General features: G+C 71.7%; 9 protein-coding genes. All 9 read left to right on the forward strand.

The genetic code is table 11. The features are described from left to right. Positions 1-3 precede the first annotated feature (3 nt). Positions 4-1,020: a carbohydrate ABC transporter permease gene (locus Voc01_RS36770; protein ID WP_239160752.1), complete on the forward strand. Its 1,017-nt coding sequence runs from the start codon at positions 4-6 to the stop codon at positions 1,018-1,020. Continuing rightward, positions 1,020-1,841, forward strand: coding sequence for a carbohydrate ABC transporter permease (locus Voc01_RS36775; RefSeq protein WP_203932283.1), 822 nt, complete (start codon positions 1,020-1,022; stop codon positions 1,839-1,841). Before Voc01_RS36770 ends, Voc01_RS36775 begins: the two co-directional genes overlap by 1 nt. Before the next feature lies 1 nt (position 1,842). Beyond that, positions 1,843-3,081 (forward strand): mandelate racemase/muconate lactonizing enzyme family protein, encoded by a 1,239-nt coding sequence (locus Voc01_RS36780; RefSeq protein ID WP_203932284.1) that lies wholly within the window; start codon positions 1,843-1,845, stop codon positions 3,079-3,081. A 3-nt stretch (positions 3,082-3,084) separates the two neighbouring features. Next, positions 3,085-3,921 carry an RNA polymerase sigma factor gene (locus Voc01_RS36785; protein WP_203932285.1) on the forward strand — a complete coding sequence of 279 codons (837 nt, stop codon included), beginning with the start codon at positions 3,085-3,087 and terminating at the stop codon, positions 3,919-3,921. A gap of 118 nt (positions 3,922-4,039) precedes the next feature. Beyond that, positions 4,040-5,443: an endo-1,4-beta-xylanase gene (locus Voc01_RS36790; RefSeq protein ID WP_373873916.1), complete on the forward strand. Its 1,404-nt coding sequence runs from the start codon at positions 4,040-4,042 to the stop codon at positions 5,441-5,443. Positions 5,444-5,592: 149 nt separating this feature from the next. Continuing rightward, positions 5,593-8,415, forward strand: a complete 2,823-nt coding sequence (locus tag Voc01_RS36795; protein WP_203932286.1) for a PQQ-dependent sugar dehydrogenase — start codon at positions 5,593-5,595, stop codon at positions 8,413-8,415. A 29-nt stretch (positions 8,416-8,444) separates the two neighbouring features. After that, entirely contained in the window at positions 8,445-10,148 is a 1,704-nt protein-coding gene (locus Voc01_RS36800; RefSeq protein WP_203932287.1) for a ThuA domain-containing protein, read from the forward strand. Between the two features lie 20 nt (positions 10,149-10,168). Then, on the forward strand, positions 10,169-13,018 hold the full coding sequence (locus tag Voc01_RS36805; RefSeq protein ID WP_203932288.1) for a glycosyl hydrolase family 95 catalytic domain-containing protein: 2,850 nt from the start codon (positions 10,169-10,171) through the stop codon (positions 13,016-13,018). Positions 13,019-13,146: 128 nt separating this feature from the next. After that, the gene (locus Voc01_RS36810; RefSeq protein ID WP_203932289.1) at positions 13,147-18,075 is read left to right on the forward strand and encodes a diguanylate cyclase domain-containing protein; all 4,929 of its coding nucleotides are present in this window, start codon (positions 13,147-13,149) and stop codon (positions 18,073-18,075) included. The last annotated feature ends 16 nt before the right edge of the window (positions 18,076-18,091 follow it).

Genomic DNA, 18,091 nt, shown 5'->3' on the forward strand with positions numbered 1-18,091 from the left:
CCTGTGGCGATCCAGGGCCGGTCGCCGGTCGCCGGTCCCGCCGGCGGGGGGCCGGCGGCGATGTCGGCGGACGCCGTGCCGGCGGACGCCGTGGCGGACCGACGCGGCGACGTTCGGCGCGCCGGCCCCCCGCGGGCGCCGGGCCGGTTCGCGGCCGGTCGGCGCGCCGAACGGTTGGCGCCCTACGTCCTGGTGGCGCCCGCCGTCCTCGTGATCGTGGCCCTGCGGTTGTGGCCGTTGCTGCTCGGGGTGAACTTCTCCTTCACCGGGGACGGAGACCGCAACGGCACCGCGGTCGGCTTCGACAACTACGCCGAACTGTTCGGCGACCCGCTGTTCCGTACGGCGCTGCGCAACGTGGGCCTGCTCGTCCTGCTGCTGCCCGTCGCGGTGGCGATCCCGGGCGCGCTGGCGACGTTCATCTACCTCCGGGTTCCCGGACACCGCCTGTTCCGCGGCGTCTACTTCTTCCCGGCCGTCCTCTCGCCGGTGATCATCGGCGCGATCTTCAACCTGCTGCTGGCATTCGACGGCCCGCTGAACAAGCTCCTCGGCGGGGTCGGCCTCGGACCGGTCGACTGGCTCGGCGACCCGCGGGTGGCGATCTTCGCGGTCGTCGGCGTGCACGTGTGGGCCACGTTCGGGATGGCGCTCGTGGTGTTCCTGGCCGGCTTCGCCACCCTCGACAGCGCGCTGCTCGACGCGGCCCGGGTCGACGGCGCCTCGCTGGCGCAGACCGTGCGGCACGTCATCGTCCCGGGCCTCACCCGGACCATCCAGTTCGTGTTCGTCACCACGATGATCGGGATGCTGACGTCGATGTTCGGGCTGCTGTACGTCATGACCGGCGGCGGCCCGGAAGGGTCGACCTACCTCCCCGAGTACTACATCTGGATCCAGCAGGGCCAGATGAACCGGCCGGCCCTCGCGTCGGCGGCCTCGACGGTGCTGTTCCTCCTCATGCTCGTGGTCGGTCTGCTCCAGATCGCCGTGCTGCGCCGGGCCGGGAAGGAGGACTGATGCGCCGCTGGAGCGGGTGGCTGATGGCGGTGCCGATGGCGGCGCTCGCCGTGGCGACGGTCTACCCCCTGCTGTTCACCGTCAACGTCGCGATGAAGACCCGCCGCGAGTACGTCCTCGACCGGTTCTCCCTCGCCGCCGATCCCCGGTGGGACAACATCGCGACCGCGTGGACGGGCGTCGGCATGGCCCGGTACTTCCTGAACTCGGCGGTCGTCGTCGGGTGCTCGGTGGCGCTGCTGCTGCTCATCGGCTCCATGGCCGGGTTCGCGTTGAGCCAGTTGCGCTTCCGGGGCTCCACGACGCTGTTCCTGGTATGCCTGGCGGCGCTGTTCGTGCCGTTCCAGGTCATCATGGTGCCGCTGGCGCGGATCCTGGCCGACGCCGGACTGGTCGACACCTACCCGGGGCTCGTGCTGGCCTACGTCGCGCAGTTCCTGCCGTTCACCGTGTTCCTGATGACCAGCTACTACCGGGGCGTACCGACCGAGATCGTCGACGCAGCGCGGATCGACGGGAACACCCCGTACGGCGTCTACCGGCGGATCATGGTGCCGATCGGCGCCCCCGCGCTGCTGTCGGTGGGCATCCTCGACGCGTTGTTCTGCTGGAACGACGTGCTCATCGCCCTGCTGCTGATGCCGTCGGCCGGGCACCGGACGGTCATGGTCGGCGTGACGTCGCTCCGGGGCCAGTACTCGGCCGACATTCCCACGTTCGCGGCCGGCGTCCTCATCGCGGCGGTGCCGGTCCTGGTCACCTACCTGTTCCTGCAGCGGCAGATCACCGACGGCGTCACCGCCGGTTCGACGAAGGGCTGACATGCGGATCACCGGATACCGGACGTTGACGACGGTGCAGGACTGGGGACGGCCGGTCGGCGACGCCAACGGCGTCTACGCCGACGGCGTCGTGCCGGTGCCCGTCGTGGTCGTCGAGACCGACGAGGGCATCACCGGCATCGGCCTCGGGCCGCACGTGGAGGCCGACACGGTCTTCGCCGCCCTGGACGGTCAGGACCCGCGCGCGGTCGTCTCCCTCTACGACCGCATGCTGCGCCAGACCTTCAAGGCCGGCCACGCCGGCGTGGTCTTCGGCACGATCGGCGCGTTCGACACCGCGCTGTGGGACATCAAGGCACAGGCGGCGGGCGAGCCGCTGTGGCGGCTGCTGGGCGGCAACGACCGCGTCGTCGAGGCGTACGCCTCGGGGCTGGACATCGACCTGACCGACGAGGAACTGGTGGCCACCTACGAGGTCTACGGTGCGCGCGGGCTGCGGGCGGCGAAGCTGAAGGGCGGGCTCGACATCGAGCGCGACCTCCACCGCCTGACCCTCGTGCGCGACGTGCTGACCGACGCGGCGCACGGCGCGCGGCCGGGGCTGATGCTGGACGCGAACGAGGCGTGGAGCCGCAAGCAGGCGGTGCGGCACGTCCGGGAGATCGAACGGGTGCTCGATCTCACCTGGATCGAGGAGCCGGTCCGGCGCTGGGACGCCGACGGCCTGGCGGTGGTCAGCCGGGGCGTGCGGGCATCGGTCGCGAGCGGGGAGAACCTGACCGGGCTGGAGCAGTTCCGTCCACTCATCGCGGCCGGCGGGCTCGACGTCGTCCAGACCGCCGCCGTCTGGGGGATCACCCACTTCCTGCGGGTGGCGGCGCTGGCACACGCCCACGACCTCCCGGTCAGCCCGATCGGCAACACGCCGGTCGCCCTGCTGCACGCGGCGACGTCGGTGCCCAACCACATCGCGAGCGAGCTGCAGAACCTGCGTCCGCCGACCGGGCTCGTCCTCGACGTGCACGTCGAGGACGGCACGTTCGTGCTCGGGGACTCGCCGGGGCTGGGCGTGCGGATCGACGCGGCGGCGATGGACGCGGCGGCGGTCGGCGCGCACCGGCCCGTACCCGGGACGGACGGGCCGCACGTGCGGCCCGAGCAGGCCGGCCGGAGGTTGCTCGCGGTGTCCAACGGTGGCGGCGCACCGGTGCCGCGCAACGCCGTCGACGTCGGACCGGCTCTCGCTGCCGTCGAGACGCCGCCGGCGGTGCGGGGGTGACGCGTGACGCCGCTCGCTGGTACCCACGAGCTCGGCCTGCTCGCCGCCGCCCAGTCCGGCGACCGGCGCGCGCTGACGGAGCTCGTCACCACGTACCTGCCGGTGGTGTACACCACCGTGCGCAGGGGACTGGGTGGCCTGCCGGACGTCGACGACGTCGTGCAGGAGACGATGCTGCGGGTCCTGCGGGAGCTGCGGTCGTTGCGTACGCCCGAGAGCTTCCGGCCCTGGCTGATGGCGATCGTCATGCGCCAGGTCAGCACGTTCCGCCGCCGGTGGCGGGCGGAGACCGACCGGACCGTCGCCCTCGACGAGGCACTCGACGTGTCCGTGGCGGCCGCCGAGGACGTGGCCCTGCTCCGCCTGGAACTGTCGGTCCAGCGGCGGTACCTGGCACGCGCCGGTCGGTGGCTCGACCCGGACGACCTCGTGCCGCTGTCGTTGTGGTGGCTCGAGGGTGCCGGCCGGCTGACCCGCGGCGAACTGGCGTCGGCGTTGGGAAAGAGCGTGGCGCACGCGGGGGTGTGCGTGCAGCGCACACGCGACCGGCTGATCCTCAGCCGGTCCGTCGTGGCCGCGCTGGACGCGTCGCCCCGGTGCGGTGGTCTGGTGGCGACGCTGGAGGGCTGGGACGGCGTGCCCGGCCCGCTGTGGCGCAAACGGATCCTGCGGCACGTGCGTGTGTGCTGCGCCTGCGAGCGGGCGTCGGCGCGGTTGCCGCCGCCGGAGCTGCTGGTCGAATGTCTCGCGTTGCTCCCGGAAAACTGTTATCCGGACGCGTTTCCGGAGTCCGGCGGTGGGTGCGGTCCGCACGCCGAGAATGACATGCAACATCGATAAATGTTTATTGATTGTGACGAAACAATCTGGCAATCTGCGTTACATCGAAGGCTAGCGCTTCCACCCGCGGGCCTCCATCGGGCCGGACCTACCGGCCCGGTTTCCAGAGAGGTGCACCATGAGCTTTTCCAGCGGGTCGAGACGCTACCTCCGCCGGGTGTCCCGGCCACTCCTGGCCGTCGGGCTGCTCGCGGCCGGCATGACCGCGGCCGTGGCGAGCCCGGCCGCCGCCGGCACCACGCTCGGCCAGGCGGCGGCGGAGAAGGGCCGCTACTACGGTGCCGCGGTCGGCACGTACAAGTTCAACGACACCACCTACATGAACCTCGTCAACCGCGAGTTCAACAGCCTCGTGGCCGAGAACGAGATGAAGTGGGACGCGACCGAGCCGCAGCAGGGCCGGTTCACCTACACCAACGGCGACCGGATCGTCAGCCACGCCCTGTCGCGCGGGATGACGGTGCGCGGCCACACGTTGCTGTGGCACGCACAGCAGCCCGACTGGGCGAAGAACATGTCCGGGTCGGCGCTGCGCAACGCGGCGATCAACCACGTCACCCAGGTCGCCACCCACTTCCGGGGGCAGATCTACGCGTGGGACGTGGTGAACGAGGCGTTCGCCGACGGTGGCAGCGGCGGCCGGCGCGACTCCAACCTGCAGCGCACCGGCAACGACTGGATCGAGGCGGCGTTCCGTGCCGCCCGTGCCGCCGACCCGAACGCCAAGCTCTGCTACAACGACTACAACACTGACGGGATCAACGCGAAGTCGACCGGCATCTACAACATGGTCCGCGACTTCAAGTCCCGCGGTGTGCCGATCGACTGCGTCGGCTTCCAGTCGCACCTCGGCAGCTCCGTGCCGGGTGATTACCAGGCCAACCTGCAGCGCTTCGCCGACCTCGGCGTCGACGTACAGATCACCGAGCTCGACATCCTGCAGGCCAACGCGAACGCCTACGCCGCCGTGACCCGGGCCTGCCTCGCGGTGTCGCGGTGCACCGGCATCACCGTGTGGGGCGTGCGTGACTGCGACTCCTGGCGCGGTGGCGACAACGCGCTGCTGTTCGACTGCTCGGGCAACAAGAAGGCCGCGTACAACGCCGTGCTGGACACGCTCAACGGTGGCATCACCCCGACCCCGACCGGCAACCGGCTGCGCAGCGAGGCCTCCGGACGCTGCCTCGACATCCCGAACTCGACGACGACGAACGGCACCCAGGTACAGATCTACGACTGCCACACCAACGCGAACCAGCAGTTCACCGTGAACGGCTCGGCGCTGCAGGTACTGGGCAAGTGCCTGCAGGCGCCCGCCAACGCCGCTGCCGGCACCCGCGTCCAGATCTGGGACTGCAACGGCGGCGCCAACCAGCAGTGGACCCTCAACTCCAACGGCACCGTGAGCAACGCACAGACCGGGCTGTGCCTGGACGTCAACGGCGCCGGCACCGCCAACGGCACCGCCGTCATCGTCTGGTCCTGCCACGGCAACGCCAACCAGCGGTGGGCGCGGGTCTGAGACCGGACCACCACCGGCGCCGCCGCGACGGCGTCGTAGCAGTCACCCCACCTGGAACGTGCCCCTGACCGGCACGTTCCAGGGCTGCCCCGGGGCCGCGGTGCCCCGCGCACGAATCCCCCAGCCGACGACAAGAGGTGTGACAGTCCATGAGAAACCGTGTGATGGCGGCGATAGCGGCCGCCGTCCTGTCGACCGCCGGGTTGGCGGTCCCGATCGTCGGACCGGCGTCGCCGGCCGCCGCGCACCCCGTCAACGCGTCCGACTTCAACCAGGTCGAACTCGCCCGCGGGGTGTCCGAAATGGGGGAGCCGATGTCGATGGCGGTCCTCCCGGACCGCTCGGTCCTGCACACCGCCCGCAACGGCGTCCTCCGCCGGACCACCGCGGCCGGCGTCACCAGCGTCATCGGCACCCTGCAGGTCTACACTCACGACGAGGAGGGTCTGCAGGGCGTCGGGGTGGACCCGGGCTTCGCCACCAACCGGTACATCTACCTCTACTACTCGCCGCCGTTGTCGACCCCCGGCGGTGACGCGCCGGCCACCGGCACCGACTTCTCGGCGTGGAACGGCGTGAACCGGTTGTCGCGCTTCACGCTCAACTCCGACTTCACCCTCAACACGGGCAGCCAGGTGACCGTGCTGGAGGTGGCCACGAACCGCGGCATGTGCTGCCACGTCGGCGGCGACATCGACTTCGACGCGGCCGGCAACCTCTATCTGTCCACAGGGGACGACTCGAACCCGTTCGACTCGGGCGGTTACACGCCGATCGACGAGCGCACCAACCGCAACCCCGTCTACGACGCGCAGCGCACCGCCGGCAACACCAACGACCTGCGCGGCAAGGTGCTGCGCATCAAGGTGAACGCGAACGGCACGTACTCGATCCCGTCGGGCAACCTGTTCCCGGTGGGCACCGCCGGTACCCGTCCCGAGATCTACGCGATGGGCCTGCGCAACCCGTTCCGGCTCAGCGTCGACAAGCCGACCGGCATCGTCTACGTCTCCGACTACGGCCCGGACGCCGGAACGTCCTCGTCCACCCGCGGACCCGCGGGCCAGGTCGAGTACAACCGCATCACGTCCGCCGGCAACTACGGCTGGCCCTACTGCACCGGCTCGAACACGACGAACGAGACCTACGTGGACTACACGTTCCCGTCCGGGCCGTCGGGGAGCCGGTTCAACTGCGCCGCGCCGGTCAACAACTCCCCGCGCAACACGGGGCTGACCAACCTGCCCGCCGCGCGCGCGGCGTGGATCAAGTACGACAACTGTTCGCTGGCCGCCTTCGGCTGCGGCTCGGAGTCGCCGATGGGCGGCGCCGTGTACCGCTACGACGCGGCGAACCCGTCGACGGTCAAGTTCCCGTCCGCCCTCGACGGGCACTACTTCGCGATGGAGTTCGGCCGGCGCTGGATCAAGACCATCGACGTCAACTCCGACGGCTCGGCCGGGCAGATCAGCGAATTCCCGTGGCGCGGCACGCAGATCATGGACAGCGCGTTCGGTCCCGACGGTGCGTTGTACGTGCTGGACTACGGCACCGGATGGGGGAGCGGCGACGCCAGCTCGGCCCTGTACCGCATCGAGTACAACCAGGCCGGAAACAACCAGGCGCCGATCGCCCGCGCGTCCGCCAACCGCACGTCCGGTGCGGGACCGCTCGCCGTCGACTTCTCCTCGGCCGGCTCCTCCGACCCCGAGGGCGGTGCCCTGACCTACGCGTGGAACTTCGGTGACGGCGGCACGTCCACGTCGGCCAACCCGAGCCACACCTTCACCGGCACCGGCCAGTACACCGTTTCGCTCACCGTGAGAGATCCCGCCGGGCTCACCGCGACCGCGTCGATGGTCGTCACGGTCGGAAACACCGCACCGACGGTCGTGCTGAGCGCGCCGGCCGACGGGAAGTTGTTCAACTTCGGCGACACCATTCCGTACACCATCACCGCGTCGGACCCCGAGGACGGCACCATCGACTGTTCCAAGGTGAAGCTGAGCTACCTCCTGGGCCACGACGAACACGCGCACGCGATCACCTCGAGCACCGGATGTTCGGGGACGTTGACGATCCCGGTGGACGGCGAGCACGACGACGCGGCGAACCTGTACGCGGTGTTCGACGCGGAGTACACCGACCGGGGCGCCAACGGCCAGCCCGCGCTGACCACGCACACCCAGCAGGTTCTGCAGCCGCGGCACCGGCAGGCCGAGCACCGTAGCACCCAGTCGGGCACCGCGCTCTACAGCAAGACGACCGCCGAGGGCGGCCAGACCGTCGGCGACATCCAGAACGGCGACTGGATCGCGTTCCAGCGGTACTCGCTCGCGGGCGAGACCGCGTTCACGGCCCGGGTGTCCTCCGGCGGTTCGGGCGGGACCATCTCGGTGCGCGCGGGATCGGCCACCGGCACGGTGCTCGGCTCCGTCACGGTGCCGGTCACCGGTAGCTACGAGACCTTCACCAACGTCTCGACGACGCTGTCCGGAGCACCGGCCGGCACGACCACGCTCTACCTGACCTTCTCCGGCGGCTCCGGGACCCTGTTCGACATGGACGCGTTCACGTTCGGCACGGCACCGAGCACCGGCGGCACCGGTCGGATCGTCGGCGCGAGCGGTTCGTGCGTCGACGTCAACGGGGCCAGCTCCGCCGACGGCGCGAAGATCCAGCTGTGGACGTGCAACAGCGGCACCAACCAGCAGTGGACCCGCAGCGGCAACACGTGGCGGTCACTGGGCAAGTGCATGGGCGTCACCGGCACCGCCGACGGCAGCCTCGTGCAGTTGCAGACCTGCAACGGATCCGCCGGCCAGAACTGGACGACGGGAGCCAACGGATCCGTGGTCAACGCCCAGTCGGCCAAGTGTCTCGACGCCAACGGCGGCAGCTCGGCCAACGGAACCCAGCTGATCGTCTGGACCTGCCACGGCGGCACCAACCAGCGCTGGACCCTGCCATGAGAGACCACGCCCTGAGAGGAACCCCGGCCATGCGACAACTCACACGCAGAGCCCTCGGCGTCGCGGCAGCGGCGTTGCTGATCCTGGCGGGCTCCGGTGGCACACCGGCGAACGCCGCCGACGCGCCGTACGACGTCCTGGTGTTCTCCAAGACCGCCGGCTTCCGGCACGACGCGATCGCGGTCGGTACCCAGATGATCCGGGACCTGGGCGCGGCCAACAGTTTCACGGTGACCGCGACCGAGGACGCGAACCAGTTCAACGCGACGAACCTCGCCCAGTTCGAAGCAGTCGTGTTCCTCAACACCACCGGCGACGTCCTCAACTCGACCCAGCAGACCGCCTTCGAGAACTACATCCGGGCCGGCGGCGGCTACGTCGGCGTCCACTCGGCCTCCGACACGGAGTACGACTGGCCGTTCTACGGTGAGCTGGTCGGCGCGTACTTCTCCTCGCACCCGGCGATCCAGGCGGCCACCGTGCGCACGGAGAACCGCGCCCACGCGGCGACCGCCGGGCTGGGCCCGACCCAGACGCGGACCGACGAGTGGTACAACTTCCGCACCAACCCCCGGTCGAGCGCGCGGATCCTGCAGACACTGGACGAGTCGAGCTACAGCGGCGGCTCGATGGGCGGGGACCACCCGCACACCTGGTGCAAGACCTACCAGGGCGGACGGTCCTTCTACACCGGCGCCGGGCACACCCAGGCCAGCTACACCGAGGCGGGCTTCCGGGCCCTGGTCCTGGGCGGCATCCGGTACGCGGCCAACCGCACGAAGGCCGACTGCCGGCCGGAGACCGGCTACACCACCCTCTACAACGGCTCCACCACCGGCTGGTCGCAGGCCGGACCGGGCAGCTTCACCAACAGCAACGGCACGTTGACGTCCACCGGTGGCCCCGGCCTCCTGTGGTACAGCACCAAGGAGTTCCGCTCCTATTCGCTGAAGCTCGACTGGATGATGCCCGGCGACGACAACTCCGGTGTGTTCGTCGGGTTCCCGGCCAGTAGTGACCCGAACTCGGCCCACAGCAACGGTTACGAGGTGCAGATCGACGCGACCGACTCCGCGGGCTGGACCACGGGTTCGGTGTACGGGGCGAGGCCGGCCGATACCGCGGCCCGCGACGCGGCGCTGAACCCGCCGGGTGAGTGGAACACCTTCGAACTGCTGGTCGAGGGGGAGAGGCTGCAGGTCTTCCTGAACGGGGTCAGAATCAACGACTTCACCAACACCGATCCGGCGCGGTCGTTGACCTCCGGATACATCGGCATCCAGAACGACGGTGCCGGCAACGACGTGTCGTACCGCAACATCCGGATCAAGGAGTCGGGCGGGACGACGAACCCGCGGGTCGGCCGGATCACGTCGGCCACCGGCAAGTGTGTCGACGTGGCCGGCAACAGCTCCGCCGACGGCACGAAGATCCAGCTCTGGACCTGCCACACCAACGCCAACCAGCAGTGGACGGTCAACGGCAGCACCCTGCGCTCGCTCAACAAGTGCATGGGCGTCGCCGGCGGCAGCACCGCGAACGGCGCGCTGGTGCAGCTGTCGACCTGCAACGGCTCCGGTGGACAGAACTGGACCGCGAACTCCAACGGCTCCCTGGTGAACCCGCAGTCCGGGAAGTGCCTCGACGCCAACGGCGGCAGCTCCGCCGACGGGACCCAGCTCATCATCTGGACCTGCCACGGCGGCGCGAACCAGCGCTGGACCCTTCCGTAGGCGTCGCAGGGAGACATCACATGACCGACATGACACGCCGGAGACTGCTCGCCGCCGGGGCCGGGGCCGCTCTCCTCCCGACGGGCTGGACCGCGGTCGCCCGGGCCGGCTCGGTACCCCCCGCGGACGTGCTGGCCGCCGGGGACCTGGCGCTGTGGTACGACGAGCCCGCGGGAACGGACTGGCTGCGGGCCCTGCCGATCGGCAACGGACGGCTCGGTGCCATGGTGTTCGGCAACATCGACACCGAGCGGCTGCAACTGAACGAGGACACGGTCTGGGCCGGGGGTCCCTACGACTCGGCCAACACCCGCGGGGCGGCCAACCTCGCGGAGATCCGGCGACGGGTCTTCGCCGACCAGTGGACCTCGGCACAGGACCTCATCAACCAGACGATGATGGGCAGTCCCGGCGGGCAGCTGGCGTACCAGCCCGTCGGCAACCTGCGGCTGGCGATCGGCAGCGCCAGCGGGGCGTCGCAGTACAACCGGACGCTCGACCTGACGACCGCCACGGCCACCACCACCTACGTGCAGAACGGGGTGCGCTACCAACGGGAGGTGTTCGCGAGCGCACCCGACCAGGTGGTGGTGGTCCGGTTGACGGCCGACCGGGCCAACGCGGTCAGCTTCACCGCCACGTTCGACAGTCCACAACGGACGACGGTGTCCAGCCCGGACTCCGCGACGATCGCCCTCGACGGCATCTCCGGTTCCATGGAGGGCATCACCGGCTCGGTCCGCTTCCTCGCCCTGGCGGGCGCCAGCGTCACCGGGGGAACGGTCAGCAGCTCCGGCGGCACGCTGCGGGTGTCCGGTGCCACGAGCGTCACGGTGCTGGTGTCCATCGGCTCCAGCTACGTCAACTACCGCACGGTCAACGGCGACTACCAGGGGAAGGCGCGCCAGTACCTCGCGGCGGCCCGGACCGTGGGCCTCGACCAGCTCCGGGCCCGGCACGTGGCCGACTACCAGGGGCTGTTCAACCGCGTGACGATCGACCTGGGCCGCACGTCGGCGGCCGACCAGACCACCGACGTGCGGATCGCCCAGCACGCGAGCGTCAGCGACCCGCAGTTCTCGGCCCTGCTGTTCCAGTTCGGCCGGTACCTGCTGATCTCGTCGTCACGGCCGGGCTCCCAGCCGGCCAACCTGCAGGGCATCTGGAACGACCAGATGGCGCCGTCCTGGGACTCGAAGTACACCATCAACGCGAACCTGCCGATGAACTACTGGCCGGCCGACACGACGAACCTCTCCGAGTGCTTCCTGCCGGTGTTCGACATGGTCAGGGACCTCGCGGTGACCGGTGCCCGCACCGCACAGGTGCAGTACGGCGCCGGTGGCTGGGTGACCCACCACAACACCGACGCGTGGCGCGGTTCGTCGGTGGTCGACGGCGCCTTCTGGGGCATGTGGCAGACCGGCGGTGCCTGGCTCGCCACGATGATCTGGGACCACTACCTGTTCACCGGCGACGTCGAGTTCCTGCGCACCAACTACCCGGCGATGAAGGGCGCCGCACAGTTCTTCCTCGACTCGCTGGTCACCCACCCGACGCTCGGGTACCTGGTCACCAACCCCTCCAACTCGCCGGAGCTGGCCCACCACGCCAACGCCAGCGTGTGCGCGGGGCCGACGATGGACAACCAGATCCTGCGGGACCTGTTCAACGGCGTCGCGCGGGCCGGCGAGGTCCTCGGCGTCGACGCCACGTTCCGCACCCAGGTTCTGGCGGCACGCGACCGGCTGGCGCCGACGCGGGTCGGCTCACGCGGCAACATCCAGGAGTGGCTCGCCGACTGGGTGGAGACCGAGCGCACCCACCGGCACGTCTCGCACCTGTACGGCCTGCATCCCAGCAACCAGATCACCCGGCGCGCAACGCCCCAGCTGTACCAGGCCGCGCGTCAGACGCTGGAACTGCGTGGCGACGACGGCACCGGGTGGTCGCTCGCGTGGAAGATCAACTACTGGGCACGCCTGGAGGACGGCGCACGCGCGCACAAGCTGCTCCGCGACCTGGTGCGGACCGACCGGCTGGCGCCGAACATGTTCGACCTGCACCCGCCGTTCCAGATCGACGGCAACTTCGGCGCCACGTCCGGCATCGCGGAGATGCTGCTGCACAGCCACTCCGGTGAGCTGCAGGTGCTTCCCGCACTTCCCGCGGCGTGGCCCGCGGGAAGCGTGTCGGGTCTGCGGGGCCGGGGCGGACACACCGTCGGAATCACGTGGACGGGCGGCCGGGCCACGGAGGTCACCGTGCGCCCCGACCGCGACGGCACCGTCGTGCTGCGCGCCGGCCTGCTCGCCGGCGAGTACACGGCGGTCGACGTCACCGACGGCTCCACCCCCGCGGCCACCCGGGTCGACACCGACGCCGTCCGGTTCACGGTCCGGGCCGGTCACACGTACCGGGTCCAGGGCAGCGGGATCCCGCAGCCCAGCGGGTACGTGAAGCTGGTCAACCGCCACAGCGGCCGGGTGCTCGGTGTCCAGAACGCGTCGCTGGCCGACGCCGCCGTGATCGTCCAGCAGACCGACACCGGTGCCGCCAGCCAGAGCTGGCAGGTGGTCGACGTCGGCGGCGGCTACGTGAAGCTGGTCAACCGCAACAGCGGCAAGGTCGTCGACGTCAACGGCGCGTCCACCGCCGACGGCGCGGCGGCGATCCAGTACCGCGACCACGGTGGCGCCAACCAGCAGTGGCAACTGGTCACCGGCGACGGCTACACGCGGCTGAGGAACCGCAACAGCGGCAAGGTGCTCGACGTGTACCAGCTGTCCACCGCCGACGGCGCGGCCATCGTGCAGTGGACCGACAACGGCGGCGCGAACCAGCAGTGGACCATGCCCGGTACCGGTTGAGGTGGGTGGTGAGCCTGGTGCCCGACCCGGTCGGGCACCAGGTGCCCACGGCCGCCACGCCGAATGACGAAGTTTTCGCCGCACCGCGTCGATGGGTCGTCAGGAGCGCGGCGTGAGCGGGGTGGGAGATGGCCGGCGGCGACGGCACGCATGCGGCCGACCGGGAGTGGTCCGGCGCGGACGAGACCCTGGTGCGCGAGAGCCCGCGCAGCCGGGTCACGCGGGTGCGGTTGCGGTCGGGCGGGCTGGTGATCCGCAAGCGACCGGTGGGTCCGGACGCCGCGCGGCGACTGCGGCACGAGACGGCGATCCTCACCCGCCTCGCCGGCCTCGACGGCGTACCCCGCCTGTACGAGGGCGACGGGCCGGCCGACTCGGTGGTCATGGTCGACACCGGCGGGGTGGCGCTGGCCGACCTGCTGCCGATGGACCCCGGACGGGTGCTGCCTCTGGCGCTGGACCTGGCCCGGGTCGTCGCCGGCGTGCACGGGCGCGGGGTCATGCACAAGGACATCAACCCGGCGAACGTCATCCTCTCCGGCGCACCGGCGCGGCCGGCGCTGGTGGACTTCGGTCTGGCCGTCACCTTCGCCGAGGACCGCCCGGAGTTCACCCACCAGAACGAGATGGTCGGGACGCTGCCGTACCTGGCGCCGGAGCAGACCGGCCGCACCGGCCGCCCGGTCGACCAGCGCGCTGACCTGTACGCGCTGGGCGCCACCCTGTACGAACTGGCCACCGGCCGGCCGCCGTTCGGCACCGGTGACCCGCTGCGCCTCATCCACGACCACCTCGCCCGGGTGCCGGCGCCGCCGCAGCTGTCGAACGCGGCCGTCCCGCCCGGGTTGTCCGAGGTGATCCTGCGGCTGCTGGAGAAGGAACCCGACCAGCGGTACCAGAGTGCCGACGGGCTGGCCTACGACCTGTCCCGCGTCATCGAGCTCGGCCGGCCGCTGGACCTGCTGGGAGAGCGGGACTTCCCGTCGCGGCTCGTCCCGCCGTCGCGGTTGGTGGGACGCGACCGCGAGGTCACGGCGCTGCGCGAGGCGTTCGCCGCCGCGTGCGGGGGATCGGCCGGCGTGGTCCTGGTCAGCGGCGCCCCCGGAACCGGCAAGACGGCCCTGACCGACGAACTGCGCGCGGTCGCCGCGGCCGCCGGCGGCTGGTTCGTCACGGGCAAGTTCGACCAGTACCGCCAGGACCAGGACAGCGACGCGGTCCGGCAGGCCTTCCGCGCCCTCGGCCGGCTCCTCCTCGCCGAGCCGGCCGCCGAGCTGGACCGGCTGCGGCCGCACATCCTCCAGGCCCTCGGCGCGAACGCCGGCCTGATCACCGCCGTCCTGCCGGAGTTCGCCCTCCTGCTCGGCGACCAGCCCGAGTTCGTCGAGACCGAACCGACGAGGACCGCGCAACGGCTGGCACAGGCCGCCCTCGACCTGCTGCGGGCCATCGGTTCGCCGCAGCGGCCGGTGGCCCTCGTCATCGACGACCTCCAGTGGGCCGCCGCGACGCCGATCGGGCTGTTCGACGTCGTGCAGAGCGACCCCGACCTGCGGGGCGTGCTCCTGGTCGGCACCTACCGGGAGGCCGAGGTCGACAGCACCCATCCGCTCGGCGCGCTGCTGACCCGCTGGACCGAGCTGGGGATCGCCGCGACCCGGATCCGGCTGGCGAACCTGCCCCCGGACGACCTGACCACCCTGCTGGCCGACATGCTGCGGCTCCCCCCGACCGGCGCCGCGGCGCTGGCCGGCGTCGTCGGGCCGCGCACCGGCGGCAACCCGTTCGACACCGTCGAACTGGTCAACGCCCTGCGCCGCGACGGCGGGCTCGTCCTCGGCCCCGACGGCTGGCTCTGGGACGCCGCCGCGGTGCGCCGGTACCTCGGTGACGGCGACGTGGTCGACCTCGTCGCCGCCCGGATCGACGAGCTGCCGGGACCGACGCAGCGGGTCCTCGGAATCATGGGCTGCCTCGGCGGCGAGGTGCGGCTGGACCTCCTCCGGGCCGCGACCGGGCTGGACAGCCGGTCCCTGGCCGACCAGCTGCGCTTCGCCTACGAGGACGGGCTGGTGGTCCGGGAGGCCGGCGCCGGCGCCGCGGTGCGGTTCCGGCACGACCGCGTCCAGCAGGTGGCACACGCCCGGCTGTCCGGTGCCGGGCGGGACATCCACCTCGGGCTCGCCCGTCGCCTCGCGGCGGCCGGGCACACCATCGCGGCCGCCGAGCAGTACCTGCCCGCGCTCGACATCGTCGGTGACCCGGACGAACGCCGGCAGGTCGTCGGGCTGTTCCGCGCCGCCGCCGCGAACGCCCGGCTCATGACCAACCACGCGGTCGTGGAGCGGTTCCTCACCGCGGCGATCTCGGTGCTGGACGCCGAGGGCACCGACGACCCGGACGGCCGGCTCGACCTGGAGCTCGACCGGCACGTCGCCCGGTACAGCCTCGGCCGGCTCGACGACGCCGATGTCAGCTACCGGCTCATCACCGACCTGCGGCCCGGACCGCTGCCGCTGGCCCGGGCGGCCGAGACCCAGGTCAGCAGCCTCACCAACCGGGGCCTGTGCGCGGAGGCGGTGGCACTGGGCCGCGACGTGCTGCACCGGCTGGGACACGGGGTGCCGGCCGACGACGAGCTCGGCGCGTCGATCGGCACGCTCCTGGCCGGCCTGGACGCCTGGATCGCCACCGACCCGGACGCGGTGGACGGGGCCCGGCCGGAGATCACCGACGAGCGCACCCTGGCGGTCGTCGGGCTGATCAACCGCATGCTCCCGCCGGCCTACTTCAGCCGGCCCGTGGTCATGGCCTGGCTGGTCCTGGAGTCGGGACGGCTGTGGGCGACGCACGGCCCGGCCGCCGCCCTGGTCGGTCCGCTGAGCCACGCGGCGTTCGTGACCTGCGCGCTGCGGGCCGACTACCGCACGGGCCGGCAGGTGGTCCGGCACGTCCTCGCCGTCAGCGCGGCGCGCGGGTACGAACCGGGCCGCTTCCAGGCGCAGTTCCTCTACGCCCTCGGCACGGTCGCCTGGTTCGAGTCGCCCGCGGAGTGCATCCGGCAGGCCCACGAGGCCCGCGACGGTCTGGTCCGCGGGGGCGACCTGCAGAACGCCTGCTACACCTACTTCGCGTCGCTGCCCCACTCGGTGGACTGCGCGCCGACGCTGGACGACTGCGCGGCGGAGGTCGAGTCCGCCCTGCGGTTCGCGGCCCTGACCGGCAACGCCCACGCCGCCGGCGTCTTCGGAGCCTTCCAGACGCTGGTGACGGCGTTGCGCGGCGCACCGGTCGAGCGGGTCGAGCCGCCCTACCGGGAGGACGACCTGACCGCGGTGGCGAACGACTCCGCCGCCCGGGCGCTGGTCGCGGCGATCTTCTCCCGACCGGCCGACGTCGTCCGCTACGCCGCGCGCGGGTTCGCCGTCTGGGAGTCGGTCCAGAACACGTACCCGACGCTCAACCTGCACCTGTGGCGGGCGCTGGCCGCCGCGCACGAGGTCCGGGCGGCCGGTCCCGACGACCACCGGCCGGCCCTGGAGACGCTGGACCGGTGCCGGGAGTGGCTCGCCGCGCGCGCAGCCGACAACCCGGACAGCTACCGACACCTCGTGCACCTGGTGGACGCGGAACGGGCCTGGGCGCTCGACGACTTCCGTGCGGCCGCCCGGGCCTTCGACGCGGCGCGCCGCGAGGTCCAGGACCGGGACCGGCCGTGGCACCGGCCGTACATCGCGGAGCGGGCGGCCCGGTTCCACCTCGACAACGGGCTCGACCACGGCGGTCGGGTGCTGCTCGCCGAGGCGCGGCACGGCTACGGCGTGTGGGGCGCGGCCGCCAAGGTCGACGCCCTCGACGCGGAGTTCCCCTTCCTTGCGGCGGGGTCCGGGCCCGGAGAACGGCCCGTGCCCGTGCCGGTCGGCTCGCCCGCCGACGCCGCGCACCGGCGGACCAGAATGTCCACCGACACGATCGACCTTCTCGGCATCCTCGACGCCGCCCGCGTTCTCAGCTCGGAGACCACCGTCGACCGGCTCCGGACCCGCGTCGTCGACGTGCTGAGCGTGCTCACCGGTGCCACGGCGGTCGGAATGGTGCTCCGCGACGACGACGGACAGGGGTGGCACCTGCCGGCCCCGGACGACGGCGACGGCACCGGACGGCCACACGTCGCGATCGCCGACGCCGGGTCGCTGGTGCCGCTGTCGGCGGTGCGCGTCGTGGAGCGCACCCGGGAGCCGCTCGTCGTCGACGACGCGACCGGGGACCACCGCTTCTCCCGCGACCCCTACTTCCGCGGCGTCGACCGGTGCTCGCTGCTCGTGGTCCCGATCGTGGCCCGCGGCGTGCCGCTGGCCATCGTGGTGCTGGAGAACCGGCTCAGCCGGCGGGCGTTCACCGCCGACCGCATCGACGCCGTCATGCTGGTCGCCGGACAGCTCGCCGTGTCGCTGGACAACGCGCTCGTGTACGCCTCCCTGGAGCGCAAGGTCAAGGAGCGGACCGCGGACCTGGCGCTGGCGAACGAGCGGCTGCGGGCGGCCAGCCTGACCGATCCGCTCACCGGCCTGGCGAACCGTCGGCGTCTCCTGGAGGTCCTGCACACGGAGTGGGCACGGGCGCAGCGGTCCCGGACACCGGTCGCCGTGGCCATCGTCGACATCGACCACTTCAAGCTCTACAACGACCACTACGGCCACCTGGCCGGCGACCGGTGCATCCGACGCGTCGCCGAGGTTCTGGTGCAGGGCGTGCGTAGCGGCACCGACCTCGCGGCCCGCTACGGGGGCGAGGAGTTCGTGCTCGTGCTGCCCGGTGCCGACGTCGCGAACGCCCACCGGGTCGCCGAGCGGATCCGGGCGGCGGTCGAGGCGCTGGCCGAGCCGCACGAGCCCAGCCCGTCGGGCCTGGTGACGGTCAGCATCGGCGTCTGCGCCGCGACCGTCGACGAGGGCAGCTCCCCCGACAAGGTGCTGGCCGCGGCGGACGCGCGGCTCTACACCGCCAAACGCGGCGGCCGCAACCAGGTGGCGGGTCACGCCCTCCTGAGCCGGTGACCAAGTCGTAAGCGCT

The organism is Virgisporangium ochraceum (genome assembly GCF_016863655.1).
Taxonomy (GTDB): Bacteria; Actinomycetota; Actinomycetes; order Mycobacteriales; family Micromonosporaceae; genus Virgisporangium; species Virgisporangium ochraceum.